Origin of the sequence: Niveispirillum irakense DSM 11586 (genome assembly GCF_000429645.1) — a bacterium.
Taxonomy (GTDB): Bacteria; Pseudomonadota; Alphaproteobacteria; order Azospirillales; family Azospirillaceae; genus Niveispirillum; species Niveispirillum irakense.
On the sequence record NZ_KE386933.1, the window covers coordinates 961,911 to 988,614 of the forward strand.

General features: G+C 61.9%; 21 protein-coding genes. 9 read left to right on the forward strand and 12 right to left on the reverse strand.

The features are described from left to right. Positions 1-7 precede the first annotated feature (7 nt). The gene (locus G473_RS0118530; protein WP_084438365.1) at positions 8-1,240 is read right to left on the reverse strand and encodes a pyridoxal phosphate-dependent aminotransferase; all 1,233 of its coding nucleotides are present in this window, start codon (positions 1,238-1,240) and stop codon (positions 8-10) included. On the opposite strand from G473_RS0118530, the gene G473_RS0118535 reads away from it, so the two are divergent. Together G473_RS0118535 and G473_RS0118540 are read left to right on the forward strand one after the other, a co-directional pair. Continuing rightward, on the forward strand, positions 1,239-2,597 hold the full coding sequence (locus G473_RS0118535; protein ID WP_035707707.1) for a M48 family metalloprotease: 1,359 nt from the start codon (positions 1,239-1,241) through the stop codon (positions 2,595-2,597). The genes G473_RS0118530 and G473_RS0118535 overlap by 2 nt on opposite strands. A 133-nt stretch (positions 2,598-2,730) precedes the next feature. Further along, a complete protein-coding gene (locus G473_RS0118540) occupies positions 2,731-5,559 on the forward strand; it encodes a TonB-dependent receptor (RefSeq protein ID WP_084438303.1) in 2,829 nt (942 codons plus the stop codon). A gap of 213 nt (positions 5,560-5,772) precedes the next feature. Here G473_RS0118540 and parC read toward each other — a convergent pair whose 3' ends face one another. Beyond that, a complete protein-coding gene (gene parC, locus G473_RS0118545; protein WP_029014333.1) occupies positions 5,773-8,037 on the reverse strand; it encodes a DNA topoisomerase IV subunit A in 2,265 nt (754 codons plus the stop codon). Beyond that, on the reverse strand, positions 8,034-8,801 hold the full coding sequence (gene recO / locus G473_RS0118550; protein ID WP_029014334.1) for a DNA repair protein RecO: 768 nt from the start codon (positions 8,799-8,801) through the stop codon (positions 8,034-8,036). Before recO ends, parC begins: the two co-directional genes overlap by 4 nt. A 72-nt stretch (positions 8,802-8,873) precedes the next feature. On the opposite strand from recO, the gene G473_RS0118555 reads away from it, so the two are divergent. From G473_RS0118555 to G473_RS0118570, 4 genes are all read left to right on the forward strand, one after another. Continuing rightward, a complete protein-coding gene (locus G473_RS0118555) occupies positions 8,874-11,426 on the forward strand; it encodes a sensor domain-containing protein (protein WP_245580125.1) in 2,553 nt (850 codons plus the stop codon). A gap of 165 nt (positions 11,427-11,591) precedes the next feature. Continuing rightward, positions 11,592-12,440: a hypothetical protein gene (locus G473_RS27745; RefSeq protein ID WP_035707719.1), complete on the forward strand. Its 849-nt coding sequence runs from the start codon at positions 11,592-11,594 to the stop codon at positions 12,438-12,440. Positions 12,441-12,474: 34 nt separating this feature from the next. Further along, the gene (ftsE, locus tag G473_RS27750) at positions 12,475-13,176 is read left to right on the forward strand and encodes a cell division ATP-binding protein FtsE (protein WP_051330429.1); all 702 of its coding nucleotides are present in this window, start codon (positions 12,475-12,477) and stop codon (positions 13,174-13,176) included. A gap of 64 nt (positions 13,177-13,240) precedes the next feature. Continuing rightward, positions 13,241-13,939, forward strand: a complete 699-nt coding sequence (locus tag G473_RS0118570; protein WP_029014336.1) for a pseudouridine synthase — start codon at positions 13,241-13,243, stop codon at positions 13,937-13,939. A gap of 40 nt (positions 13,940-13,979) precedes the next feature. On the opposite strand, the gene ftsY is transcribed toward G473_RS0118570, so the two are convergent. From ftsY to G473_RS0118600, 6 genes are all read right to left on the reverse strand, one after another. Further along, positions 13,980-15,359, reverse strand: coding sequence for a signal recognition particle-docking protein FtsY (gene ftsY / locus G473_RS0118575; protein WP_425411583.1), 1,380 nt, complete (start codon positions 15,357-15,359; stop codon positions 13,980-13,982). Then, a complete protein-coding gene (mtaB, locus tag G473_RS0118580; RefSeq protein WP_084438305.1) occupies positions 15,359-16,708 on the reverse strand; it encodes a tRNA (N(6)-L-threonylcarbamoyladenosine(37)-C(2))-methylthiotransferase MtaB in 1,350 nt (449 codons plus the stop codon). Before mtaB ends, ftsY begins: the two co-directional genes overlap by 1 nt. Beyond that, positions 16,705-17,547 carry a diaminopimelate epimerase gene (dapF, locus tag G473_RS0118585; protein ID WP_029014339.1) on the reverse strand — a complete coding sequence of 281 codons (843 nt, stop codon included), beginning with the start codon at positions 17,545-17,547 and terminating at the stop codon, positions 16,705-16,707. Before dapF ends, mtaB begins: the two co-directional genes overlap by 4 nt. 165 nt (positions 17,548-17,712) lie before the next feature. Continuing rightward, positions 17,713-18,006: a type II toxin-antitoxin system RelE/ParE family toxin gene (locus G473_RS0118590; protein WP_029014340.1), complete on the reverse strand. Its 294-nt coding sequence runs from the start codon at positions 18,004-18,006 to the stop codon at positions 17,713-17,715. Continuing rightward, on the reverse strand, positions 18,006-18,215 hold the full coding sequence (locus G473_RS27755) for an addiction module protein (RefSeq protein ID WP_035707722.1): 210 nt from the start codon (positions 18,213-18,215) through the stop codon (positions 18,006-18,008). Before G473_RS27755 ends, G473_RS0118590 begins: the two co-directional genes overlap by 1 nt. Positions 18,216-18,321: 106 nt before the next feature. After that, positions 18,322-19,341, reverse strand: coding sequence for a class I SAM-dependent methyltransferase (locus tag G473_RS0118600; RefSeq protein ID WP_029014341.1), 1,020 nt, complete (start codon positions 19,339-19,341; stop codon positions 18,322-18,324). A gap of 149 nt (positions 19,342-19,490) precedes the next feature. Here G473_RS0118600 and G473_RS27760 point away from each other — a divergent pair, with 149 nt between their 5' ends. The 3 genes from G473_RS27760 to G473_RS0118615 all read left to right on the forward strand — a co-directional run bounded on the left by G473_RS27760 (position 19,491) and on the right by G473_RS0118615 (position 22,669). Continuing rightward, complete coding sequence (locus G473_RS27760) at positions 19,491-21,125, forward strand: hypothetical protein (RefSeq protein ID WP_035707728.1); 1,635 nt, start codon at positions 19,491-19,493, stop codon at positions 21,123-21,125. A gap of 78 nt (positions 21,126-21,203) precedes the next feature. Beyond that, entirely contained in the window at positions 21,204-22,166 is a 963-nt protein-coding gene (locus G473_RS0118610) for a glycosyltransferase family 2 protein (protein ID WP_029014342.1), read from the forward strand. A gap of 68 nt (positions 22,167-22,234) precedes the next feature. Beyond that, positions 22,235-22,669 carry a GtrA family protein gene (locus G473_RS0118615; protein ID WP_029014343.1) on the forward strand — a complete coding sequence of 145 codons (435 nt, stop codon included), beginning with the start codon at positions 22,235-22,237 and terminating at the stop codon, positions 22,667-22,669. 13 nt (positions 22,670-22,682) lie between these two features. Here G473_RS0118615 and G473_RS0118620 read toward each other — a convergent pair whose 3' ends face one another. The 3 genes from G473_RS0118620 to ligA form a co-directional block, all read right to left on the reverse strand. Then, positions 22,683-23,480, reverse strand: coding sequence for a head GIN domain-containing protein (locus G473_RS0118620; protein ID WP_029014344.1), 798 nt, complete (start codon positions 23,478-23,480; stop codon positions 22,683-22,685). A 64-nt stretch (positions 23,481-23,544) separates the two neighbouring features. Then, the gene (locus G473_RS29535; protein WP_029014345.1) at positions 23,545-24,315 is read right to left on the reverse strand and encodes a GIN domain-containing protein; all 771 of its coding nucleotides are present in this window, start codon (positions 24,313-24,315) and stop codon (positions 23,545-23,547) included. Positions 24,316-24,499: 184 nt separating this feature from the next. Then, positions 24,500-26,644 (reverse strand): NAD-dependent DNA ligase LigA, encoded by a 2,145-nt coding sequence (gene ligA / locus G473_RS0118630; RefSeq protein WP_029014346.1) that lies wholly within the window; start codon positions 26,642-26,644, stop codon positions 24,500-24,502. Positions 26,645-26,704 lie beyond the last annotated feature (60 nt).

Here is a 26,704-nt window from a genome sequence, read left to right on the forward strand (position 1 = left end):
CTGATTTTTACCGCCGCCATGCCACCAGCCGGCGGGCGGCCTCAGCAATTTCAGCTTCAGACGCAGCAAAACTGATCCGCAGGAAATGCTGGCCGCGCGTCGTGTCGAAATCCAGGCCCGGCGTCACCGCCACGCCCGTTTCGCCCAGAATGCGGCGGCAGAAGGCTTCGCTATCATCGGTCAGGTCACTGATGTCGGCATAGAGATAGAAGGCGCCATCGGCGGGTGCCAGCTTGGTAAAGCCTGCCTTGGGCAGTTCATTCAGCAGCAATTCCCGGCTACGGCGATACCGCGCGACATGGCCATCCACCTCTTCCACGCTGTCGAAGGCGGCGATGGCGGCGTGCTGGGATAGGGAGGGGGCGGAGATATAGAGATTCTGTGCCAGACATTCGCTGGCGCGCACCAGTTCCGGCGGCACAATCATCCAGCCAAGGCGCCAGCCGGTCATGCTGAAATATTTGCTGAAACTGTTGATGATGATGGCGCGCTGGCTGAAGGCGGCGGCTGTTTGGGCCGGTACGGTGCCAAACTCGATTCCGTGATAAATCTCGTCGCTGACCAGCCGGACATTGTTGCGTTCGCACCAGCCGGCAAGGTCCGCCAATGCGGCGGGGGTCATCATCGTGCCGGCAGGGTTGGAGGGGCTGGCGATGATCAGGCCCCGCACCGGTCGGTCCAATGCTTCCAGCAGGGCGGGTGTCGGTTGGAACCGTGTTTCCGGTCCGGTCGGGATTTCCACCGGTTCCAGGCCCAGCGCCTTCAGGATATTGCGATAGGCGGGATATCCTGGGGCGGCCAGGGCCACCCTGTCACCAGGTTCGAACGCGGCCAGGAAGGCCAGCATGAAGCCGGCCGACGATCCGGTGGTCACGGCGATCCGTTCGGGCGGGACGGAAACCCCATGCCGGTCCCGATACCATTGGGCGATGGCTTCCCGCAGAGCCGGCAGGCCGAACGCGTCTGTATAGCCGATCCGGTCACCATCCAGCGCGGCGCGGGCGGCAGCCAGCACCTTGGCCGGCGCGCCTGAGCTGGGCTGGCCGATTTCCAGATGCAGCACATCGCCGCCGGCCGCCGCACGGGCATTGGCGGCGCGCATCACTTCCATCACGATGAAGGGGGCCACGGTCCCGCGTTGGGAAGCCGCCCAGGCCGCATCTCCCAACAGCGCCCTTCCATCGCCAAGATTTTCATGGCTAGTGTCAGGACGAGGGGCTTTGCCGATGGATAGACTCATGTTTGCGGTTCCAAAGCGGATTGCCAGTGCGGCCGTGGCCTTGCTGATGTCGGTGACAATGGCGGTACAGCCCGCCATGGCACAGCGGAAGATCAGTTTCATCCGCGATACCGAAATCGAGCATATATTGCGGACCTATTCCACACCGATCTTCAACGCCGCCAATGTGGTGCCGGAAGCGGTGACCATCGGGCTGGTGCGGGAGGATTCGCTGAACGCCTTTGTCGCGGGCGGGCAGAACATGTTCTTCCATACCGGGTTCCTGATGGATACCACATTGGGCGAATTGCTGGGCGTGGCAGCGCACGAGACGGGGCATATTGCTGGCGGCCATCTGGCCCGCAGCGGCGATGCCATGTCCAACGCCGCGACCATTGCCACCATCTTCACCCTGCTGGGGCTGGCGGCGGCCCTGGGTGCCGGGCGGGGCGATGTTGCGGCCGGTGTCATGGGCGGTGGTCAGGAAGCGGCGATGCGCACCTTCTTCGCCTTCACCCGCGCCCAGGAAGGGTCCGCTGACGAGGCGGCGATGATGTATCTGGAAAAGCTGGGCTGGTCTTCTGAAGGCCTGCTGCAGATGATGCAGAAGCTGGCCGGGCAGGAATTGCTGCCGGAAAACCGGCAGGTTGAATTCGTCCGCACCCACCCGCTGACCCGTAACCGTATTGAGGCGATCCGTAACTTCGTGGAAACGAAATCGCAGAATAACGGCAAGCGGTTTCCAGAAGAATTCTACGATATGCATGAACGGATGGTCGCGAAGCTGATGGGCTTCCTGCGGCCGTCGCTTGCCCTGCGTCGTTACAGTGCCGAGGATAAGGGCATTCCCGCCCGTTATGCTCGCGCCATTGCCTATTATCAGCGGGGCAGCACCAAGGATGCGCTGGATCTCACCGATGGCCTGATCGCGCAGGAAAAGGACAATGCCTATTTTCATGAGTTGAAGGGGCAAATCCTGTTTGAGAATGGGCAGGCCGCTGATGCGGTGATCCCTTACCGTGAATCGGTGCGGCTGGATCCGGAATCAGGCCTGCTGCGTGCCTCCCTGGGACAGGCGCTGCTGGAGGTCGGGGATGATCGTTTCCTGCAGGAAGCCATTACCCATCTGAACGCCGCGGCCCGTATCGAACGTGGGTCCGCGCTGACATGGCGCCTGCTGTCCAGCGCCTACAGCCGCGCCGACATGCCGCCGCAACTGGCCTATGCCCGCGCGGAAGAGGCGCTGGCCCGCGGCGATATCCGCGCCGCAAAGTACCATGCCGACCATGCCGAGCGCATGTTGCCGGCAGGCTCCCCGGAATGGATCCGGGCCCAGGATATAAGGGTCATGGTGGAAAGCCGGGTTGGCATGAACTAACAGCTTGAAGGCATTATTATTTCAATCCCTCGTTGCGCTGCGTTGAAATGGTGGCAAAACTTCACCGCACCGCAATGATACCGTAACGTAGTTCGGGCACAGCCCTTCCAGCTTTCCGGGAAGGGAGTTTCTTGTGTCCAATCGCTTCAATAGAGTGCTGCTCTCCGCTACGGCGCTGACGGCGACGCTTTCCTTCGGTGCCACCGCATGGGCGGGTGAGATCGTTGGCCGTGTGGGGGTGGATGGGGGTGCCCGCGCGCTGGCCGGCGCCGAAGTTGAGATTGTGGAACTGGGTCGCAAGACGGCGACCCAGCCCGACGGCACCTATCGCTTTGCGGATGTGACGGCTGGCAGCTACACGCTGCGCACAAGCTACAGCGCCGGGGTTTCGCAGCAGCAAGCGGTACAGGTACCGGGCGCCGGCGCTGTCACGGCTGACATATTGCTGGGTGGCGACAGCCAGATGGCCGAGATCATCGTGGTCGGTCAGCGTGCCAACCTTGCCTCCTCCATCGCGCGCCAGCGCGCGGCCGATGGGGTGCAGAGCGTGGTGACCCGGGACAGCGCCGGCCAGTTCCCTGACCAGAACGCGGCGGAGGCCGTGCGCCGCCTGTCCGGCGTCAATGTGTTGAACGACCAGGGGGAAGGGCGTTTCATCGCCGTGCGCGGCCTTGACCCGAACCTGAATGCAGCTTCCATCAACGGTGTGCGTACGCCGTCGCCGGAGGCCGACATCCGGTCGGTGGCCCTGGACGTGATCCCGACGGAACTGGTGGAATCGATCGAGGTCAAGAAGACCCTGACCCCGGATATGGATGCCGATACGATTGGCGCTTCCATCGAGATCAACACCACCAGCGCGCTGGAACGGTCGGAACCGTTCTTTGGCGCCAAGCTGGAAGGGTCCTATAACGACCTCACCAATAGCTGGTCGCCGAAAGGCAGCGTGGATTTCTCCACCATGCTGACAGACAGGCTGGGTATTGCCGGTGGCTTCTCCTACTACAAGCGCAAGTTCGAGACCGACAATGTCGAGATGGACGGCTGGAATGAGGAGGATGGTATTACCTATGCGGATACGGTGGAATATCGCGACTATGACGTGACGCGCAAACGCATCGGCGGTTCGCTCTCCATCGATTTCCGTGCCGATGACAATACCGATCTTTATCTGCGTGGCCTTTACAGCCGTTTTGACGATCAGGAATATCGCCGCCGGCTGATCTTCGACATGGAAGATGCTGTGCCGAATAGCGGCAGCGCCACCACGGCCCGCTTTGACAGCGCCGATGGTGAGCGTTTCACCGTGATCCGCGATCTGAAGGACCGGTTTGAGCGGCAGACGATTTCCTCGCTGGTCGCCGGCGGTGAAACCCATCTGGATGCCTGGACCTTTGAATATTCCGCCTCCTACTCCCTGGCGGATGAGAAGGAGGATGGTTCGCTTGATCCGGGCCGCTTCCGCCAGCGCTTCAGCGGTACGGGCGGCAGTTCCGGTGCCGTGACGTTCGATTACAGCGATCTGGGTAAGCCTACTTTCACCTTCGACCGCAACGCGGCCAATTTCCTTAATCCCAGCCGCTATGCATTCTATCGCCTGGAAGAAACCGACCTTTCCAAATCAGAAGATGAGGAATGGGGTTTCAAGACGGATATCACCCGCAGCTTTGGCCTGGATCAGGGACAGTTTGATCTGAAATTCGGCGCCAAGGCCCGTCTGCGTCAGAAGACCTATGATTTCGATCTGAACTATTTCGATGGGTTCGATGGTAATTTCACCCTGGCGGATGTGATCGGAGAGGGCACCTATCGCATCACGGATATCGGCCCGGTCCCGTCCAAGAAGGGGCTACGCGACTGGCTGGCCAGCAATCGCGCCGATCTGGAACTGAGTGATGTCGATACGATCTATGAATCCGCCATCGCCGATTACGCGGTGGATGAGGATATCTATGCCGGCTATGTGATGGGCCGGTACGAGGGTGGGCCGCTCCGCGTCATTGGCGGTCTGCGTGTGGAACACACCAAGGACAAGGTTGCTGGCAATCTGGTCGAGTTGGTGGCCGAGGGTGCGGTTCGCAACGGTGTAGAATTGGATGAGGATACCGTCTTCATCACGCCGACCGGCCAGTCCAAGAAATATACGGATTGGCTGCCCAGCGTCGCCGTGCGGTACGAGGCGCAGGACGATGTCGTGCTGCGCGCTGGCATCTTCCGCTCCGTTGTTCGTCCCGGCATCGGCAAGATCGCGCCGCGCTTTGTGGTGGAGGAGTCCGAGGATGGTGATCGTGAAGGCGAATTCGGCAATCCGGATTTGAACCCCTATCGCGCCTGGAACTTCGATATCGGTGCCGAATGGTATCCGGCGCGCGAGGCCGTTCTTTCCGGTGGGTTCTTCTACAAGACGATTAAGGATTATATCGTCGATGCCGAGTTCCAGGATGGTGTGCTGAACGGCATCGCCTATGACGAGGCGATCATCCCGATCAATGGTGACAACGCCACCGTGAAGGGGTTCGAAGCCAACTACCAGCAATCGCTGCTGTTCCTGCCGCAGCCGTTCGACGGGCTGCTGGTTTCCTTGAACTATACCTACACCGATGCCGAGGGCGATGTGCTCGGCCGCAAGATTCCGCTGCCGGCATCGTCCAAGAATACCTTCACCGGTGTGGTCGGGTATGAGAAGGGGCCGATCAGCCTGCGCATTGCTGCCACCTACCGCAGTGGCTATCTGGATGAGTTGGGCAGCGATGCCGAAAGCGACCGCTACGTTAAAAACCACATCCAGTGGGATGTGACGACCAAGTACCAGCTCAACGACAATATTCAGTTGTTCGGTGAGTTGGTTAACCTGGGGGACGAGCCCTATCTGGCCTATCAGAAGGGCCCGAATGGCGACCGCCTGCTTCAGTATGAAGAATATAGCTGGACCGGTAAGGTCGGCGTCCGTCTGACCTACTAGAGCAGATCGCGGAAAAGCGGAATCGCTTTGGAGCGTGAATCTGCTCGCTGAACAAGGGCTTAGAGCCGTATGCGTTTCCGATTAAACGCACACGGCTCTAACCATCACCTCATGGAAAAGGCCGCACCGGGAAACCGATGCGGCCTTTTTTATTTAGAGGCGTTACGACGTACTGGATTTTAAACCCTCCGGTACTTCCGTCACTGCCCGCCCTTAATCCGTGAACTTGTTCTTCTTGGGGAAGCCATTGGGGGGTAGCTTGCCTGGGGTGCCCCGGAAGGCGACCCAGCCGGCAAGCTCTGGCATGGCGACGGTGCGGACCCGGCCTTCAGCCCCACCCATCTTCCAGGACAGGCCATCCGCGAGGGTAAATAGCTTCAGGTCGGACAGGCTGGCATCCTTATATTTCTGCAGGGCCACGCCCTTGCCACGCGCCATGACCGGCAATTCTTCCAGCTTGAACACCAGCAGGCGGCGGTTATTGCCAATCACGGCAACCGCATCGCCTTCCACCGGCACGGCCATCATCGCCGTGGCCCCGTCACCGGTATTCAAGACCTGCTTGCCAGCACGGGTTTGGGCGATGACATCATCGGCTTCCACCTGGAAGCCCCGTCCATCGGTGGAGGCCACCAGCAGGCGCGTGCCGGGGCGATGGCGCATCAGGGTGACGATCTCGGCGTCGCCCATATCCACCATCAGGCGCACCGGTTCCCCAAAGCCGCGCCCACGGGGCAGCTTGTCGGCCGACAGGGTGTAGAATTTGCCGTTGCTGGCGAACAGCAGCAGCTTGTCCACCGTTTCGGCATGCAGGACGAAGCCTTCCTTGTCGCCTTCCTTATATTTGGTGTCGGCGGTTTCTGCCGGGCCCAGATGTTTGGAAACGGCGCGGATCCAGCCCTTTTCCGACAGGAAGATGGTCAGCGGCTCCCGCTCGATCATGGCGTCTACCGGCACCACAAGATCGGTCGGCGCCTCGCCGATTTCGGTCCTACGTTCCCCCAGTTCGGTGGAGCGGCCGAATTTTTTATCCATCTGCTGCACTTCGCTGCGGATGGCCTTCCAGCGCTTGCCCTCATCCTCCAGCAGGCCGGCCAGTGTGGCGCGCTCTGCCGTCAAGGAATCATGTTCCTTCTTGATCTCGAACTCTTCCAGCCGGCGCAAGCTGCGCAGCCGCATATTCAGAATGGCCTCGGCCTGGACATCCGTCAGGCTGAAGGTGCGCATCAGCTCCTTCTTCGGCTCATCCTCTTCCCGGATGATGCGGATCACTTCATCCAGGTTCAGATAGGCGATCAGATAGCCGCCCAGCACTTCCAGCCGGTGGTCGATCTGGCCCAGCCGGTGCCGTGAGCGGCGCACCAGCACTTCCTGCCGGTGGTCCAGGAAAGCCTTCAGCACCTCGTGCAGGTTCATGACGCGCGGGATCAGCCCGCCATCCAGCACATTCATGTTCAGGCTGAAGCGTGTTTCCAGGTCCGTGTTGCGGAATAATTGTTCCATCATCACGGCCGGATCGACATTCCGGCTCTTGGGCACCAGCACCAGCCGGATATCCTCGGCCGACTCGTCGCGCACATCTTCCAGCAGCGGCAGTTTCCGCTCGGACAGCAATTCGGCGATCTTTTCCACCAGGCGCGATTTCTGCACCTGATAGGGGATTTGCGTCACCACCACCTGCCAGGTGCCCTGGCCCAGCATCTCCTTGGTCCAGCGCGCGCGGGTGCGGAAGGCGCCGCGCCCGGTGCGGTAAGCTTCAATGATGTTGGCGCGGCTTTCCACCAACACACCGCCGGTGGGGAAATCAGGCCCGCGCACCCAGCTTACCAGCTCGTCCACCGTCACCGGGCGGCGCTTTTCCGGGGCGGGCAGCAATTCCCGCTCAATGATCAGGTTCAACGCGCCGCAGATTTCACCGACATTGTGTGGCGGGATGCTGGTGGCCATGCCGACCGCGATACCTGCCGACCCGTTGGCCAGCAGGTTGGGGAAGGCGGCCGGCAGGACAATCGGTTCCTCGCCATCGCCGTCATAGGTGGGGCGGAAATCGGTGGCGTCCTCCTCCAGCCCCAGCATCAGGGCCTTGGCCACCTCGGTCAGCTTGGCCTCGGTATATCGCATGGCGGCGGCGTTATCGCCGTCGATATTGCCGAAATTGCCCTGGCCTTCCACCAGCGGGTAGCGGCTGGCGAAATCCTGCGCCAGACGTACCATCGCATCATAGACGGACTGGTCGCCATGAGGGTGGAACTTACCGATCACATCGCCGACCACACGGGCCGATTTCTTCGGCATCGTGTTCGGGTCCAGCTTCAACTGGCTCATCGCGAACAGGATGCGGCGATGTACGGGCTTCAACCCGTCGCGCACGTCGGGCAGCGAGCGGGAGACGATGGTGGATAGGGCATAGGACAGATAGCGCTCGCCCAATGCATCGGCGAGGCGCTTGTCCACGATCTCGAAAGCAGCGTCGGTCATGCGCCATCCATATCAGATATGGTTTGATGTCGGGTATAGCGTTCTGCAAATCGCCGTCGCGCCGGCGGCAGGTCGACATGGCGTTGGGCGAAGACGAACCGTTCCAGGAAATGGCCGGTCATGGTCAGGCCCTGCGCCACTTCAACCGGCCCCCCATCACTCAAACCCAGCAGAAAGGGCGGGAGGGGCAGCAATTTGTCCCGGTAAGGCTCTGCGGCAGATGTGCTGACGGCACGACCGCTGCGCGGGCTGACATGGCTCAGCATTTCATTGCCTCCGGCCAGATCCTCAGCACTCCGTCCCGTTACGGCACAGCGCGACAGATCAAGACCGAACCCGACTTCATTCAACAGCCCGATCTCCCACCGGACATAAATTTCGGCCCACACATCCGTCTGCATGGCGTCCAACAGGGCCAGCGTGGCATCGAACAGAGCGGGGTGGGGCTCCCGTTCCGGCAGACTGGAATCCATCAGGGCGCAGGCCGATGCCAGACAGGACAGCCGTTTCGGGTCATCCAGCAGGGCTGCGGCACTGGCGCGTTCCACTTCCAAAGACCATTGGCCCAACTGGTCGGCGATGCGGGCGCGCCAGTGGGCGGCCAGCTGGTTGCCCGGTTCCAGCGTGGCGCGGTGACGGCTGGATTGACCACCATGCACCAGCCCGGCATGCCTTCCATGGTCACGGGTCAGCAGCACCGCCAGGGCGGCGCTCTCCCCATAGGGGCGGGCGGAAAGCAAAATTCCCTGGTCGGTCCATTCCATAGCGGCATTCTATTATAGAATTCGCATGGCTGAGAACAGGCATAGTCAGCCATCATCAAGATGTCGTACGATATGGCAACAATAGCATTCGTCGGCCCTATCTTGACTCACCCCTCTTCTGACGACGAACTGGCACAGCGTTACATGCTGGCGGGCCTCGCCAGCGGCGAAGCCATGTGGGATTGGGATCTTGTTGGCGGCGGGCTGTTCCTCTCCCCCGGGTTCCGCATCTTGCTGGGCCTGTCATCGCCCGACGGGGTGGCGCAGCGGGAAGAACGGCCTGTATTGCCGCAAGATTGGTTCGCCCGTGTCCATCCGGAAGATATGCCCTGGCTGGAAGCCACCCTGCGCCCACCGCAGGAAGAACCGGGCCGTCGCTTCATCATCGAGCATCGCATTACCAATGGCCGGGGTGGCTGGACCTGGCTGATGGTGCGGGGTGCTGCGCTGGAGGAGGGCACCGGCAGGGTTGCCCGCCTGATCGGCACCGCCATCGACATCACCGCCCGCAAGGAGGCGGAAGAAAATCTCCGGATCAGCGAGGAACGGCTGGCCCTTGCGGCAGCGGCCACCAATGACGGGCTTTATGATTGGGACCTGCGGACCGACCGTATTTATTATGCCCCGCGCTGGAAAAGCCTGATCGGCTGTGGCGAGGCAGAGATCGGCGACGGGCCGGAAGAATGGCTGAGCCGGGTTCATCCGGAGGATCTTATCTGGCTGCAGGCAACATTGGATGCGCAATTATCCGCCGGCGGACGCCCGTTCCAGATTGAATATCGCATCCAGCATGGCACGCGCGGCTGGCGCTGGATGCTGTGCCGTGGCATCGCGGTCCTGAATGAAGCCGGCGAGCCGGTACGGCTGGTTGGCTCCCAGTCCGATATCAGCGACCGCAAAATGGCAGAGGAACAGCTTCGGATCAGCGAGGAGCGTTATGCCCTGGCCTCGCAGGGCGCCAATGACGGGCTCTGGGATTGGCGTATCCCGGAGGGCGAGGTCTATTATTCCCCCCGCTGGTCGGACATGCTGGGCCTGCCGGGTGGGGAGTGGGTGGGCACGATTGAGGACTGGTTCAATCTGGTCCATGCGAGCGACTTGCCCGGTCTGCGCACGGCTTTTTCCCTGCATCTGTCCGGCGGCAGTGATCATCTGGAACATGAAGTGCGCATCCGCCACGATAGCGGGGCGGAACTCTGGGTTCTGATCCGGGGCGTGGCGATCCGGGATGGCGTGGGCGATGCCATGCGCATGGCCGGTTCCATGACCGACATCACGGCGCGCAAGCGGGCCGAACAGCAGATATTGTTCGATGCTTTTCACGATGGGCTGACCGGTCTGCCGAATCGCTCGCTGTTGCTGGATCGTATCGGGCAGGCGATCAGCCGGCGCCGGCGGCCGGACGATCCGCCCTTCGCTGTGATCCTGTTCGATCTGGATCATTTCAAGCGGGTGAATGACAGTCTGGGTCCGCTTGCAGGGGATGAAGTGTTGCGTATCCTGGCCCGCCGGCTGGAGCAGGAAAGGCGGGCAGGGGATACCATCGCCCGCATTTCCGCCGATGAATATGCGGTACTGGTCGACGGGGTGGTGGATACAAAGGCGGCTGTTGCTGCGGCGAGCCGCCTTGCCACCCGAATCGCGGAGCCGGTCCTGCTGCCGGGTGGGGAGCGGGTGGTATTGACCGTATCGGGCGGCATTGCCATGTCCCATTCCGGCTATACCCAGGCGGTGGACATGATGCGCGATGCCAGCCTCGCCATGTTCCGCGCCAAGGGGGAAGGACGAAACCGGGTCGATCTGTTCGACAAGGCCTTGCGCGCCCATGCCATTTCCCGTCTGCGGACGGAATCCGATCTGCGGATGGCGGCAGATCGCGACCAGCTTAAACTCTTTTACCAGCCGGTTGTCCGCCTGTCCGACCAGTCGGTGGCAGGGTTCGAGGCGTTGATCCGCTGGTTCCATCCCGAACGTGGCATGATTGCGCCGGCTGATTTCGTGCCTTTGGCAGAAGATACCGGCCTGATCCTGCAGATCGGCCGCTGGGCTCTGCGTGAGGCAACGACCCAGCTTGCCCTATGGCAGAAACAATATGGCTCCGGCCTGTTCATGAGCGTCAATGTCTCCGGCCGGCAGATGCTGGAAGATGACATGGTCACCATCGTGGAAGAGGCGCTGACCCGCAGTGCGATTCCGCCGGATACGCTGAAGCTGGAAATCACCGAAAGCCTGCTGATGGATGATCCGGTGCGGGCGGCCTCCATGATGCAGCAGATCCGCACGCTTGGCGTGGGTCTGTCGCTGGATGATTTCGGCACGGGCTATTCCAGTCTCTCTTATCTTCACCGCTATCCGTTCAGTTCCCTGAAGATCGACCGCGCCTTTGTCCAGGGCGCCGGCCATGGCGACCGGCGGGAGGAAATTCCCCGCATCATCCTGATGCTGGCCAGAAGCCTGGACCTGGATGTGGTGGCGGAGGGGATCGAGAACCAGGCGGAGGTGGATTTCCTGCGCGGGCTGGAGTGCCGCTATGGTCAGGGTTTCTTCTTCTCCCGTCCGCTGCCGGCGGCAGAAGCGGAAGAATTGCTGACATTGTCTTCCCTGCCGCCTGTTGATCCCGTGTGATCGGGACGCACCCCGTGGTAAAATAGGGACGCAAGCCCCCGCTACCATTGAAGGGGACGGGGAAAAAGGGTAACGATTCCGCGCTCGCGGGTGGTGGGCACAGGGCTTGCCCAGGGGTCATTTGCCCGCGACCGATATTCCGGCAGGGTTCAGGAGAGAATTGGCATGACGCGGACCTTCATCTCGATGGCGAAGACGGGTGGGCAGGGCAAGACCCTGACGGCCCAGATGCTTGTGCTGCAGCACGAGCAGAAGGGCGTGCCGGTCAAGCTGGCGGCCGCGGACAGTGACAGTCTGAACAACCGGTCCAAATTCGGCCGCCTGTTCCACCATGTGAAGGAACTGGGCATTGGTGAAGACCTGACCAAGGTCAAAAGCTCCACCGATCCCAACCTTGCCATCAAATATTGGGATGAGTTTGGCCGTACCGTGCTGGAAGGCGGCTATATCATCGACGTTGGCGCCAATGTTGCCGCTGAACTGTTCGCCTGGTCGGAAGCGCGTAATGCCGGCTCCCTGCTGCGCCGCCGCAACTCGCCCCCTATCGATCTGGTGGTGACCACCAAGGCCGAAGGGCAGGCGATTGAGGATGCGCGCGCGCTGATCCAGTACAGCTTCGACAAGAATGAGTGGCTGCCCATTGGCCGCCGTTATGTGGTGCTGAACGAGGTTGCCGGCGGTTTCGGTGCTTATGACAATGACGCCGCGTTCAAGCGTCTGAAGGCGTTTCAGGGCATGGGCGTGCATGTTGTCACCATGAAGCGCTGCGAAAGCGACATCTGGAACCTGCTGGAACGCGAGCTGATTTCCGTCCGCGACGCCCTGAAGCTGACCGAGAACGATCTGGAAAAGCGCTTCGGCATTGATGTCTGGACCGGCCATGGCGGCCTGACCGACCTGAAGGCCTGGGCCGATGAGACGCTGACAGCGTTTGAGCGGGTGGGTCTGGTGCCGGTGCGTGACGGTGGCTCTGCCGGTACGCCCGTTGAAGCGGTCGGCGCCGGCTGCGCCTGACCGGGTTTTACGGGGCATGGGAAGGAGTTGACGGGTGGTCCGTTTCGAGAATGTCGGATTGCGCTACGGCAATGGGCCGGAGGTGCTGCGCGATCTCAGTTTCGAACTGGCGCCCGGCTCCTTCCAGTTCCTGACCGGCCCCACCGGTGCCGGTAAGTCCAGCCTGCTGAAACTGCTTTACCTGTCGGAGCGGCCGTCACGGGGCTTGATCACCCTGTTTGGGGAACCTTTATCCAAGGTGCCACGGGCGAAGCTGCCGGAACTGCGGCGTCGAATCGGCGTCGTGTTCCAGGATTTCCGCCTGCTGGACCATATGACCGTGTTTGACAATGTGGCCTTGCCGCTGCGCATCTCCGGGCATGAAGAACGCCATGTCCGGGAAGCGGTGACCGATCTGCTGGCCTGGGTTGGCTTGGCGGATAAGCTGCATGCCCTGCCACCCACCCTGTCTGGTGGTCAAAAGCAGTTGGTCGCCATTGCGCGGGCCGTGATCAACAACCCGCAACTGATCGTCGCGGACGAGCCGACGGGCAATATCGACCGCGACATGTCGATGAAGATCATGCGGCTGTTCATCGAGTTGAACAAGCAGGGCACGACCGTCATCGTCGCCACCCACGACTGGCCACTGATCGACCGGATGAAACGGCCGATGCTGGAACTGTTCGAAGGCAAGTTGGCCGAAGCCTCCTGGTGGTTGAAGCCGGGCGAACCGCTGGAACCGGAACCGGTTTGAAGCGGCGTATCCGCCTCCCCCATCCTCCCTGCACTCCTCTATTTGACCTCCAAGGACAATTTTCATGCGTCTCGTCCGGCTGATCGCCAATCTGGGCTATGGCAGCCAGCGTGATGTGAAAATGTTGCTGCGGGCCGGGCGCGTGACGCGACGGGATGGCACTATCCTGTCCGATGGCGACAAGGCTGAGCATGAGGATATCCTGATCGACGGGGAGGAACTGGACCCGCCGCAGGGCTGCGTGCTGATGCTGAATAAGCCGGCCGGCTATACCTGTTCCACCAGCGATCCGGGCCGGGTGGTTTATGAATTGCTGCCGGAGCGGTTTGAATACCGCAATCCCATCATCGCCCCGGTTGGCCGGCTGGATCGGGACACGACCGGTCTTCTGCTGCTGACCGATGATGGCCAGTTGCTCCACCGCATCATCTCGCCCAAGGCCAATGTGCCCAAAGTCTATGAGGCGGAACTGGCCCGTCCCCTGACGGGGGATGAGAAGGATATTTTTGCCAGCGGCACCTTGATGCTGAAATCGGAAAAGACCCCGCTCTTGCCGGCGACTTTGGAAGCCTTAGATGAGAAAAAGGCGCGGCTGACCATTCAGGAAGGGCGTTATCACCAGATCCGCCGCATGTTCGCCGCCGTCGGCAACCATGTTGAAACCCTGCACCGCGCCCGCATCGGTGCGCTGGATCTGGGTGATCTGGAAGAGGGGGACTGGCGCCTGCTGGAGGGCGATGAGGTGGCGAAGATATTCGCCTGACCCTGCCCCATAAAAGGGGCAGGGAAACAGAGGGCGGGTCTTACTCCAACCCGACCAAGGCGCGGGCGAAGCTGTCGGCCTCGAAGGGGCGCAGGTCGTAAACGCCTTCGCCAACGCCGATGGCGTGGACGGGCAGCTTGAATTTCTCGGCCAGCGCAACCAGCACGCCGCCACGGGCAGAGCCATCAAGCTTGGTCAGGATCAGGCCGTTGATGGACACCATGTCCTTGAACACTTCCACCTGGCTGTGTGCGTTCTGGCCGGTGGTGGCATCCAGCGTCAGCAAGGTGGTGTGCGGCGCGTCGGGCTGCACCTTCTTGATTACGCGGACGATCTTGCGCAACTCTTCCATCAGCCCGGCCTTGTTCTGCAAGCGACCGGCCGTGTCGATCAACAGCACGTCAGCCCCGGCGGCGGTGGCCTTTTCCAAAGCCTCATAGGCAAGGCCGGCAGCATCGGCGCCGGTCGGCTTGGAGATGACAGGGCAGCCTGTCCGCTCCCCCCAGATCTGCAACTGGCTGACAGCGGCGGCGCGGAACGTGTCACCGGCGGCCAGCCACACATTCTTGCCCTCAGCGCGGAACTGACGGGCCAGCTTGCCGATTGTGGTGGTCTTGCCGGTGCCATTAACGCCGACCAGCAGGATCACATGCGGCTTCTTGGTCGTGTCGATCACCAGTGGCTGGGCCACCGGCTGCACGATCTTCTGCACCTCGGCGGCCAGATATTGCTTCACCTCTTCCGCCGTCACTTCTTTGCCAAAGCGGGTCTTGGCAAGGCCAGCAGCCAGACGGGCGGCGGTGACCGGGCCCAGATCGGCCCGGATCAGCAGTTCTTCCAACTCCTCCAGCGCCTCATCATCCAGCTTCTTCTTGGTAAAGATGCCACTGATGCCATCGGTCAGACGCGCAGTGGATTTGGACAGGCCGTCCTTCAGCCGGGAGAACCAGCTTTTGCGTTCCGGCTTGTCCTCCAGTTCCGGCAGCGGTTCCTCCGCCAGGGCGGCGGCCTCGGCGCTGGGGGCAGCGGTGAAAACGGGGATCGGAATTTCGATCTCTGCCGGCTTTTCCGCTGGTTCCGGCGCGGCTGGCTCCGGGCTGGGGGCGGGTACCGGGACGGGGATTTCCACCTCAGCCGGTTCTTCCTTCACCGGCTCCACCACGGGGGTTGGGGGCGGCGGTGCAGGTGGCGTCACCAGCGGTTCCGGCACAACCGGGGCTGCCGGCGGGGCCGGGGGCAGCGGCGGCGGGGAAACCGGGACCGGAATCGGAATGGTGATCTCGCCCGGTTCTTCCTTGACCTGATCGGGCGTGATGTCCGGTTCGTCCCCGGCTTTTTCAAGCGCGGGGGACGGGCGACGAAGCCGCATGTCGTTTTCAGGCGACGGCTGCGGGTCTTTCTTCTTGAACCAGTTCAGCATCAGTCCAGGACCGTGGCGGTAAGTTGGTGGCCGGCAATGCCGGTAATATGGGCGCGCAGGATCGTTCCGGGTTCATAATGGTCCGGTACGCGCACTTCGGCAAAGCCCTCATTGCGACCCAGGCCAGATTTCTCGACCAGTACGCTGACGGAACGACCCACCTGGGAGGCGAGATAGGCTGCCACCTGCGCCTCACCAGCCGCGCGCAGCCGGGCCGCACGTTCCTTGCGGATGGGGCCGGGCACCTGGGGCATCTTGGCCGCCGGCGTGCCGGGGCGGGGGCTGTAGGGGAAGACGTGCAGCCAGGTCAGCCCGCATTGTTCGACAATGCGCAGGCTGTTCTGGAACATCTCCTCCGTCTCCGTCGGGAAGCCGGCGATGATATCGGCACCAAAGACGATATCCGGGCGTAACGACCGGGCCTTTTCGGCAAAGGCGATGGCATCATCGCGCAGATGGCGACGCTTCATCCGCTTCAAGATCATGTCGTCGCCAGCCTGCAAGGACAGGTGCAGATGTGGCATGAGGCGCGGTTCTTCAGCGATCAGCCGCCACAGATCCTCATCCATCTCCACCGCATCCAGCGATGACAGGCGCAGGCGCGGCAGTTCCGGCACGGCGGCCAGCAGGCGGCGGGTCATCTGGCCCAGGCTGGGATTGCCCGGCAGATCGGCCCCGAAGGAGGTGATATCCACCCCGGTCAACACCACCTCATTATAGCCCGACGCCACCAGGGCACGGACCTGGGCGACAATCTCCCCCATCGGCACAGAGCGGGAATTGCCGCGGCCAAAGGGGATGATGCAGAAGGTGCAGCGATGGTCACAGCCATTCTGCACCTGGACAAAGGCGCGGGCGCGCCCTTCCATGCCCTGGATCAGATGGCCCGCCGTCTCCTTCACGCTCATGATATCGTTGACGGCGACACGTTCGGCGGCACCGGTGCCGAAATCGGACCAGGGGGCGGCGGTCAGCTTGGCATCATTGCCCAGCACATGATCCACCTCGCCCATGGCGGCGAATTTCTCCGGGCTGACCTGGGCGGCACAGCCGGTGACGATGATCTTGGCTTCAGGCCGTTCCCGGCGCATGCGGCGGATGGTCTGGCGGGCTTGGCGCTCCGCTTCCGCCGTGACGGCGCAGGTATTGACGATGACCACATCCGCCAGCCCGGCTTGCCGGGCATGGGTGCGCATCACTTCCGATTCATAGGCATTCAGCCGGCAGCCGAAGGTGACCAGCGTGGGTTCCCCCACACCGCCGGTGACTTCCGCCGGGCCGCCTTCGCCGCCCTCATGCGCATGGTCATGCAGGTCGGCGGCATCGGGCAGGTTGGTTTCCACACTCATGCCGGCACGTCCAGCAGGCTGTTATCCAGGGTGCCGGTGAAGGAAGTGGCCACCGGCCCGGTCATCAGCACATGGCCGTTCTCCAGCCATTCAATGATCAGGTCACCACCATCCAGGCTCACGGTGACAAGCCGGCCTTCCACCAGCCCGCGCCTTATGGCGGCCACACCGACGGCGCAGGCGCCCGACCCGCAAGCCTGGGTGATGCCGGCCCCGCGTTCCCACACCCGCATCCGCACCGATGCCGGCCCGGTGACATGCACCACTTCGATATTGGCGCGGTCGGGGAACAGGGGGGCGGTCTCCAGCAGCGGGCCGAACTTTGGCAGGTCCACCGCCTCGACATCTTCCACAAAAAAGACGGCGTGGGGGTTACCCATGTTCACGCAAACCGGATCAGCCAGCGGACCTTCGGCCAGATCGACATGGGCAGTATCAGCGGCGCGGGCCAGCGGTATGGACTGCCAGTCCAGCCGTGCCGGCCCCATATCCACCGTCACAAGCCCATCCGGGCGGATGGTGCAGGCCAGCAGGCCGGAAATGGTCTGGATGGTCAGACGCTCCCGCCCCAGATCGCGCGCCACCAGGGACGCGACGCAGCGCGTGGCATTGCCACAGGCACCGGCCTCGCTGCCATCCGGGTTCAGGATGCGCATGAAAATATCAGCCGCCGGCTCTGCGGGCGGTTCCATGATGATCAATTGATCGAAACCAACGCCTTTTCGCCGGTCGGCGATGGCGCGCGCCTGCGCTGCCGAAAAGCGGATCGGTCGGGTGCGGCCGTCGACAATGACGAAATCATTGCCCAGCCCCTGCATCTTGAGAAAATCGATCATCATGATGGGGCTTTATATGGCGATGCAGGGCCCCAGGTAAACGGGCAGTGCCGCCGGGGCGGGAATGCGCGGGGCAGGGGGATGCGTTATCAACGAAATCGACGAAAGGCTTTAGGAGCGATTGGACCTCAAATCTTCTTGTTACTGCTTCCCGCTGACGATCTTTGATCACTGTGGAAGGCACTTCCAAAGAGTAGGGTTTCGCCTCGCATGCAAGCAGGCGAAAATCTCGACAACGTTGCCACGGATGCGGAAGAACAGACTATAAGGAAATCGGCGAAATACTGCGCGTCTGATGTCCCGCCGTACAATCTGATAAAGAGCTGGATTATCAGCCAACTGCCGGGCGATGTTCAGGAACTCTTCCATGAACCGTGATCCAAGACCGGGCGCCTCACTGTCGTACCAGTCCCGCGCGGCGGCAAGGTCAGCTTCTGCCTGCTGGGTCAGGACGACCTGCATCACCGATAACGTGCCGTCAACTCATCATAGACGGTGAAGGCGTCTCGTCCCTGCTTGATATCTGTGTCCAGTGTTGCATAACGGCGGTCAAGCTCGGCAACCTGTTCCGCCGTCAGAGGGACGTTGTCAGCTTCGATACTGTCCCAAAGCTCGCCGATCAGATCAAGCTTCTCAGCTGACGTCATACGGCTGAAATCGAGCGTCGCCACAGCGGGTTCCTCCCCATAAAATCGTTTACGCCTGCTGTATCGTGCCTAGGTGATCTTAATTGATTGTGGCTTTGGTATCAACGCGACGGGCTGTCCTTTAAATGTCCTACGCCCGCGCCTCAATCAGCTTGAAGCCATCGGCTTCCGCCACCAGCCGGCGTTCCTTGAAATGGGCGTCGATCGCGGCTTCATAGGGAAGCTGGCGGTTGGCGACCATCAGCATCAGCCCGCCTTTTTCCAGGCAATGGGCGGCCTGCTGAATGAAGGCGGTGCCCAGTTCGATATCCGTCGCCTTGCCGCTATGGAAGGGCGGATTCATGATCACACTGTGATAGCGCTGGCGGGGCAGTCCCTTGGTCACATCCGCCCAATGAAAGCGGATGGGGGGTTCGCCGGACAGCGGCTGAATATTCAGCTTCGCCGCTTCCAGTGCTGCCGCATCGGCTTCGAACAGATCCAGCCCTTTCAGGTGGCGACCGGTTTTCAGCAGCATGGCGGACAGGTAGCCCCAGCCGGCCCCCAGATCGGCGATACGGCCGCGCACGTCGCCGGGCAGATGATCGGCCAGCAGCTTCGATCCGCGGTCGATCTTGTTCCAGCCATGCATGCCGGGGCCGGCATGGAATCCAGTTTCCGGGACAAGGCGGGTGGCCCCACCGGCCAGCCAGCCCTTTAACAGCGCCGGCATCTCCCCTTCCTGCTTACGGGTCCAGAAGATGCGGGCATGGAATTTGGAGGCGGTTTCCAATGGTCCCAGCGCCTTGGCCACATCCTTCTGCAGGCTGGCGGCCCCGGTATCATTGTCGCCGGCACAGAGCAACAGGCCACCTACGGGCAGGGCGGCCCAGGCCTGGGCAATGGCGGCCAGGCTGTCGGCCTTGTGCTTGGTCAGCGGGCACAGGGCGGCATCGAAGGGGCCAGCCTCTGCCGGCAAGGCCGCCTCAACCTTGAAACCACCGGCCAGCAGCGCATCATGATCGGGCTTGAACCCGGTGATGCAGAGAAGGTTCTGCCGCCAGTCCGCATCCAGCGCCGCATCGGCATGGGCACGCAGCATCAGCGCCTGGGCAGGCGGCTTCAGCATTCCGGTGGTGAAGGGGTGAAGCAGGGCTTTGATCGTCGACATGGGATCGGGTGGTAACCCAATGCGTTATCCCTGTCGAGCGGAGTGCCGAGGGCGGGGCCGCAAGCCTGCCTTGATCTTGCCCGAAGCCCCGCCTATCACGGAAGTCTGCAACCCGGCCGTTCGGCCCTCCCATCCGGTGAAACCAACCGATGTCCCTGCATCCCGCCCCTGATGCCCGTCGCTGGCATCTGATCGCCCTGGCCGTGCTGATCCTGTTCCCGCTGCTGGTGGGGTTCTGGTCCCTGTCGCTGGGGCAGGATGGTAATTGGGATTTGCGCAATTACCATTGGTACAATGCCTATGCCTATCTGACCGGGCGGGAACTGGCCCTGGATGTGGCGCCGGGGCAGGTGGCCACCTATTATAACCCCACGCTGGATCTGCCGGTTTACTGGCTGGCGCAGATACTGCCGGCGCGCGGTGTCTCCTACGTCCTGTCGGTGGTGCAGGGGCTGAATGTCGTGCCCTTGTTCGGTCTGGCCTTCACCCTGCTGTCGCCGCTCGCGGCCAATGTGCGGCTGCGTACCCTGGCCGCCCTGGCGCTGGCCATTGTCGGCTTTTGCGGGGCGGGGCAGTTGGGCCTGTTGGGCGCCACCTTCTATGACAATGTCATCAGCCTGTTCGTGCTGGGGGCTGCATGGCTGGTGGTGGCCAAGGCAGATATCGTCTGGCAGGGCCGGGCGGGGGCGGCTTATGGCATTGTTTTCCTGGGCGGGCTGCTGGTTGGCAGTGCCGTGGGGCTGAAACAGCCAACCCTGCCCTTTGCCGTTGGCGCCTGTTTTGCCTTTCTGTTTGTGGGCGGTACGCTCTGGCGGCGCTTCTTCCTGTCCTTCTTCTTCGGGATCGGGGTGATCGCTGGTATGGCGATCTTCTCCGGCCACTGGATGTGGCATCTGTGGAGCTTCTACCAGAACCCGCTTTTCCCTTATTTCAACGATCTGTTCCGCTCCCCCTGGGGTGTGCCGGAGCCGTATCGCGATGATAAATTCATCCCCCACGGCTTCCTGAACAATCTGCTGTTCCCCTTCATCTGGTTGGCCGACCCGAAGAAGGTGGGGGAGATCATCTTCCGCGACCTGCGGATCCCGGTCGCTTATATCGTGATGATCGCCACCCCCTTTATCCTGCTGGCCCTGCGGGGGCGGCAAGCCACCATGCTCGTGGCGCGCCGTCCGGCGCTTTATGTGCTGGTGGCGGGTGCCATCACTTATCTGGTCTGGCTGAAGCTGTTTGCCATCTATCGCTACCTGATCCCGCTGGAAATGCTGGCCCCGGTGCTGATGGTGGTGGCGGTCGCGCTGTGGCCGCTGCCGGTGAAGGTGCGGGGCGGGATCGCGCTGGCATTGCTGGTGCTGGTGACGGTGACCGGGAAACCCGGCACCTGGGCACGTATGCCCTTTGCCGACCGGTTTGTGGAAGTGAACGCACCGACGCTGCCCAATCCGAACAATACCATCATCATCCAGACCGGTTATGCGCCCACCAGCTTCCTGATCACGGGCTTTCCGCCGCAGGTGCCCTTCCTGCGTGTCCATTCCTATTTCATCCATCCCGACCATGGCGATATCAAGCTGAACCAGGTGATGCGGGATCGCATCGCCAACCATCAGGGCGATTTTTACTGGCTGGTCGCGCATTGGGAGGTCTGGACGGCTGAGCATATCCTGCCGCGTTACGGATTGGCCGCTGATATGGGGGATTGCCGCCTCGTCACGTCCAATCTGGATGAACCGATGATGCTGTGCCGGCTGGTTCGTGGTCCCACCCCTGCGGCGCCGTCATGAAAGCGGCCGTTTTCGGACGCATCTTTTCCCTGAATGCCGTGTTATCAATTGGTTTCCACCTGCCTTCCGGATTTCCCCATGTCCCTTCTCGATAATGTCCAGGCCACACCGCGCATCGCCGTGCTGGTGCCGTGCTACAATGAGGAAGCCTCCATCGAGGCGGTGGTCCGCGATTTCAAGGCGGCCCTGCCCACGGCCACCATCTATGTCTATGACAACAACTCCAAGGACCGCACCTCGGAGATTGCCCGTGCGGCCGGCGCCGTTGTCCGGCGGGAGCCGTTGCAGGGCAAGGGCCATGTCGTCCGCCGCATGTTCGCCGATATCGAGGCGGATGTGTATGTGATGGTCGATGGCGACGATACCTATCATGCCCCGTCCGCGCCGGCCCTGGTGGCCAAGCTGCTGGATGAGAAGCTGGATATGGTGAATGGCGCCCGCGTAACGGATTGGGAAACTTACCGCGCCGGTCATCGCCTGGGTAACGTCATGCTGACGTCCCTGGTGACGGTGGTTTTCGGCAAGCGCACGGACGATCTCTTATCCGGCTACCGCGTCTTCTCCCGCCGCTTTGTAAAGAGCTTCCCCGTGCTGGCCGGCGGGTTTGAGATCGAGACCGAACTGGTGGTGCATGCGCTGGAAATGAGCATGCCGCTGGGCGAGGTGGAAACGCCCTATAAGGATCGCGCCCCAGGTTCGGTTTCCAAACTCTCCACCTTCCGCGATGGTTTCCGCATCCTGTGGATGATCGGCAAGCTGATCAAGGAGGAACGGCCGATGCAGTCCTTCGGCATCATCGCCGCGCTTTTTGCCATCCTGTCGATCTGCATCGCTTTCCCGCTCTTTGTCACCTATTACGAAACCGGGCTGGTGCCGCGCTTCCCCACGGCTGTGCTGGCGACGGGACTGGGCCTGCTCTCCTTCCTGTCGCTGACCTGCGGGCTGATCCTGGATACGGTGACGCGCGGTCGGCGGGAGATGAAGCGGTTGAAATATCTGGAAGTTCCGGCCCCGGACTTCGACAGCGCCTTCCTGAAGTAAGATAATCCGGCTGCATATTACCAGCGGATGGGAAAGCCCCATCCGCTGCTTTTGATCCAGGTTCTCCGATGTCCCGTTCCGTCTCGCGCGAGTTGCTGACTTTTGGCCTGATCGGCATTGTCGGGCTGGTGGTTGATATGGCAGCGCTGGCAGTGGCGCTGCATCTATTGGGGCTGGACCCCTATGGCGGTCGGATTTTCTCCTATCTGATGGCCGCTACCTCCACCTGGTACCTGAACCGCCGCTACACCTTCACCGGTGTCAGCCGCCGGGGCGCCATACGGCAATGGGGCAAGTTCCTGGCCGCCAATGCGGTTGGGGCCCTGGTGAATTATGGTGTCTATGTGCTGGTGCTTCAGGCTGGCCCCGCGCTGCTCACGGCAACGGGGTTTGAGGCGGCGGGGCGGTTGCTGCCCTATGCCGGGGTGGCGGCGGGCAGCATTTCCGGCCTGATCTTCAATTTCACCCTGTCGAAATTCATCGTCTTCCGCCGGGCCGCCTGACTTCTGGGGTCGGTCAGCGGGCCTTCTGGCCGTTGATATGGATGCTGGAAAGGCCGCTTACATTGATATCGCGGTTGCGGACTTCGCCTTCATAATCCACGCCAGCCATGCCGCTGATGGAAACGCGGAGCATGTCGGTGTCGCCATCTTGCATCTCGATATCCCCGACGCCGGATATCTGGATATCAATGGGTCCCCGTGTCCGGGCTGTGCTGATATTGCCGAAGCCGGAGATTTCGGCGCGCAATCCCTGCTGAACGCCCGTACCATCAAAAGTGCAGGCGCCGCTGACCACCAGCGACAAGGGGCCTTGGATGAAGCCGGCCTTGATACCCGCTGCACCACTGATGGCGAAACTGGCACTGGCCAGGGTACCGGTGGTGATATCGGCGGCGCTGCTGATATTGGCGACTAATTTTCCATCCAGATCGTTCAGATGCAACGTGCCCAGCATATCGTTCACGGTGACATCGCCATTTTTGGGCATGGTGATGTCGATCACGATATCGTCATTCTTCACATTCCAGTCGCGGCCGATCTTGCTGGGCGGACGGCTGCGCGTAATGGTGGCAGCGTCGCCTTTCTGCCCGACGGATAACAGGGCCAGTTCATCCGGTTTGCCATTGATCGTGACGGTGATGTCTTTGGCATTTGCGTCGGTCGCAACCGTGACCGTGCCGATAATGTCATGGATCAACAGATTGCTGGCCCCGATCCGTTGCGGTCCAACAATATCGGCACTGGCGGGCAGGGCGGCCAACAGAAGACCGGCGGACAGGAAAAGGGTGGGCAGGTGCCGCGTATAGCGCATCGCTGGCTCCGATCATGACGGGCGATTTTTCAGGCGAAAAGGAAGGTGTGGGGAAAGGCGGCGATCAGCCTTTGCGCCCATTGATGATCACCGTGCCGGAGCCAATCCGGCTGATGGACTGGCTGCGCACCTGACCATCAATGATCACTTTCCCGGACCCGACGATGGAAACAGTCAAGGGGTCGATAGTGCCGCTCTTCACGATGACGTCACCGCTGCCTTTGATGGCGATCGCCATGGGACCATCGACCCGGTCCAGGGTAAATTTGCCGCTGCCCCGGACATCGGCTGTCACTTTGCCGGCGGTTTCCCCCGTTTGTACGGACCCGCTGCCGGCAATCTCTGCGGAGAGATTATTATCAACCTTCCCCAGACGGATATCCCCGCTGCCGGAAATACCGATGGCAGCCGTGGTGACATGCCCGGCGCGGAAGGTCCCGGACGTGTGGGAATCGATGGTGAGCGGCGCCAGCAGATCCCCTACATTGCCTTCGCCGATGAACCCGCTGACCGCAAGCGGTGTCCCGGCGGGCACGGTGATCTTCACATCAACCCAATCTTCCCGGGTGACTTTGTCGGCACGGTGCCAGGGGCGGCTTTGTTCGATCACCAGTTGCTTACCCTGCTGACGAACAGTCACGTCGGCGACCCTGTTATCCGGGCCGGTGACGCTGGCCGTCACTTTGTCGGCCCCCGCCGCCACCGTGATATCCAGACGGCCGATCAGGTTTTTCACCGATATTTCACGTGCGGTGAAATCCTGAGGGCCGAACGCCAATGCCGGCAACGCGGATAAGGACAGGGCGGCGGCGAACAGGATGGACTTAAAGGACATATGTGGCTCCCCCGAGTGGCCTTGTGTCGAATACATGTTGACCCAACAAGAGCAATGGCCGTGCCAACCTGGAAAAGCCTGGAAATATGCTGATTTTCCCGAGGGTTGCGAAAGATGCGGCGGGAGCGGACGGCGAAAAATTAGCTGTGGACACTATAGTTTCGCCGTTCATGCCAACGCCACTTCAATGGCCGGCGATGAGGGCCGCCCATTCTTCCTCTGACAGGATGGTCACCCCCAATTCCTGGGCCTTGGCGGCCTTCGACCCGGCGTCAGCACCGACGATGACATAATCGGTCTTACCGCTGACAGACCCGGCGACCTTGGCGCCCAGCGCCTCCGCCTTGGCCTTGGCTTCCGACCGGCCCATGGTGACCAGCGTGCCGGTGAACACCACGGTCTTGCCGGTGACGGGGGAGGCGCTGGCAGTGGCCGGGGGCACATATTCCTCCGGCTTCACCTGTTCCAGCAAGGCCGCCAGCGCGTCCAGATTATGCTGTTCGCGGAAAAAGTCGGTCAGGTCATCGGCCACGCTGACACCGATCTGTTCGATGCCGCAGAGTTCGGCATAGGCTTCGCCCACCAGCTCCGGCTTTTTCTCCTCCCGCTTATCAGCGCGTTCGGAGGCGGCCTGCACCATGCGGGCCTGCCAGGTTTCCACGGTACGATAGGCGCGGGCCAGCAGCTTGGCCGTGGCTTCTCCGATCTGGCGAATACCAAGGGCGAAGATGAAACGGTCCAACGCAATGGTGCGCCGTGCTTCGATGGCCTGGAACAGCTTCTCCACCGATTTTTTGCCAAAACCGGTCATGGTGACCAGCCGGTCGATACGCTGCTCCTCCCGCGCTTCCAGGGTGAAGATATCGGCCGGCTGGCGGATGCGCCCCTGTTCAAAGAAAAGCTGGATACGCTCAATCCCCAGCCCCTCAATATCGAAGGCGTTGCGGGACACGAAATGGCGCAGCCGCTCCACCGCCTGGGCCGGGCAGATCAGGCCGCCGGTGCAGCGGGTGACGACTTCGCCTTCCTCCCGCGTGGCAATGGAGCCGCATTCCGGGCAATGGTCGGGGAAGGCGTAGGGATGGGAATCTGCCGGCCGTTTGTCCGCGACATAGCCCACGATCTGCGGGATCACATCGCCCGCGCGCTGGACGATGACCATATCGCCGACGCGGATATCCTTGCGCTCGATCTCATCCTTATTATGCAGCGTGGCGCGGCTGACCACCACGCCGCCGACATTCACCGGCTCCAGCTCTGCCACCGGCGTCAGGGCACCGGTGCGGCCGACCTGGATGGAGATGGTGTTCAGCCGGGTCATCGCCTGTTCGGCCGGGTATTTATGCGCCGTGGCCCAGCGCGGCGACCGGGAGATGAAGCCCAGCCGTTCCTGCAAGGCCAGATCATTGACCTTGTAGACCACGCCGTCGATATCAAAGGGCAGGGTCGGCCGCTGGATACCGATCTCCCGGTAATAATCCAGCAGGGCATCCGCCCCATCGCACAGGCGGGATGGGGTGGAGAGGGTGAAGCCGAAGCTCTCCAGCTTCTGCCGGCTTTCCCATTGTGTACGGCCCAGCGGCGCTGAGACCTCACCCCAGGCATAGGCAAAGAAGCGCAGCGGACGGCTGGCAGTGATCTTGGAATCAAGCTGGCGCAGGGAGCCGGCGGCGGCGTTGCGCGGATTGGCGAAGACCTTGTCGCCCTTTTCCGCCTGCACGCGATTCAGTTCCAGAAATTCGGCGCGGTTCATATAAACCTCACCGCGCACTTCCACGATGTCGGGGGCGTTCCCCTTCAGCGTATGGGGAATATCCTTGATGGTGCGGACATTGGCGGTGACATCCTCCCCCTCCGCCCCATCGCCGCGCGTGGCGGCCTGGACCAATTGTCCTTTTTCATAGCGCAGGGACAGGGACAGGCCGTCAATCTTCGGTTCAGCAACGAAGGCGACGGCGGCATCTTCGCTCAGGTTCAAGAAGCGACGGACCCGGCCGACAAAATCGGCCACATCCTCATCCTCGAATGCGTTGGCGAGGCTCAGCATCGCCACCTTATGCTTCACCTTGCCAAAACCGGAGGAGGGGGCGGCGCCCACGGTCTGGGTCGGGCTGTCAGTCGTCACCAGTTCCGGGAAACGGGCCTCCAGCCGGGCCAGCCTTTGTTCCAGCCGGTCATAATCGGCATCGGAAAGGGCCGGCGCATCCTTGGAATAATAAAGCTCGCGGTGGTGGTGGATCTCCGCGACGAGGGCAGCATGCTCCTCGCGGGCTTCATCCAGGGTCAGCTCTTCGATTTCCGTCAGGCGCAGCGGGCTGGGGGCGGTCATGTCGGCTTCATTGGCAACGGGGAAGTTCGCCACCTGTTCTAGCAGCGCTCTTCCCCGACC

What these genes read in the sequence shown, in the direction of transcription:
- G473_RS0118535 (WP_035707707.1), top strand. Translation starts at nt 1,239, where the DNA reads ATGTTTGCGGTTCCAAAGCGGATTGCCAGTGCGGCCGTGGCCTTGCTG.
- G473_RS0118530 (WP_084438365.1), bottom strand. Translation starts at nt 1,240, where the DNA reads ATGAGTCTATCCATCGGCAAAGCCCCTCGTCCTGACACTAGCCATGAA.
- parC (WP_029014333.1), bottom strand. Translation starts at nt 8,037, where the DNA reads ATGACCGACGCTGCTTTCGAGATCGTGGACAAGCGCCTCGCCGATGCA.
- recO (WP_029014334.1), bottom strand. Translation starts at nt 8,801, where the DNA reads ATGGAATGGACCGACCAGGGAATTTTGCTTTCCGCCCGCCCCTATGGG.
- G473_RS0118555 (WP_245580125.1), top strand. Translation starts at nt 8,874, where the DNA reads ATGGCAACAATAGCATTCGTCGGCCCTATCTTGACTCACCCCTCTTCT.
- G473_RS27745 (WP_035707719.1), top strand. Translation starts at nt 11,592, where the DNA reads ATGACGCGGACCTTCATCTCGATGGCGAAGACGGGTGGGCAGGGCAAG.
- G473_RS0118570 (WP_029014336.1), top strand. Translation starts at nt 13,241, where the DNA reads ATGCGTCTCGTCCGGCTGATCGCCAATCTGGGCTATGGCAGCCAGCGT.
- ftsY (WP_425411583.1), bottom strand. Translation starts at nt 15,359, where the DNA reads ATGCTGAACTGGTTCAAGAAGAAAGACCCGCAGCCGTCGCCTGAAAAC.
- mtaB (WP_084438305.1), bottom strand. Translation starts at nt 16,708, where the DNA reads ATGAGTGTGGAAACCAACCTGCCCGATGCCGCCGACCTGCATGACCAT.
- dapF (WP_029014339.1), bottom strand. Translation starts at nt 17,547, where the DNA reads ATGATGATCGATTTTCTCAAGATGCAGGGGCTGGGCAATGATTTCGTC.
- G473_RS0118590 (WP_029014340.1), bottom strand. Translation starts at nt 18,006, where the DNA reads ATGCAGGTCGTCCTGACCCAGCAGGCAGAAGCTGACCTTGCCGCCGCG.
- G473_RS0118600 (WP_029014341.1), bottom strand. Translation starts at nt 19,341, where the DNA reads ATGTCGACGATCAAAGCCCTGCTTCACCCCTTCACCACCGGAATGCTG.
- G473_RS27760 (WP_035707728.1), top strand. Translation starts at nt 19,491, where the DNA reads ATGTCCCTGCATCCCGCCCCTGATGCCCGTCGCTGGCATCTGATCGCC.
- G473_RS0118610 (WP_029014342.1), top strand. Translation starts at nt 21,204, where the DNA reads ATGTCCCTTCTCGATAATGTCCAGGCCACACCGCGCATCGCCGTGCTG.
- G473_RS0118615 (WP_029014343.1), top strand. Translation starts at nt 22,235, where the DNA reads ATGTCCCGTTCCGTCTCGCGCGAGTTGCTGACTTTTGGCCTGATCGGC.
- G473_RS0118620 (WP_029014344.1), bottom strand. Translation starts at nt 23,480, where the DNA reads ATGCGCTATACGCGGCACCTGCCCACCCTTTTCCTGTCCGCCGGTCTT.
- G473_RS29535 (WP_029014345.1), bottom strand. Translation starts at nt 24,315, where the DNA reads ATGTCCTTTAAGTCCATCCTGTTCGCCGCCGCCCTGTCCTTATCCGCG.
- ligA (WP_029014346.1), bottom strand. Translation starts at nt 26,644, where the DNA reads ATGACCGCCCCCAGCCCGCTGCGCCTGACGGAAATCGAAGAGCTGACC.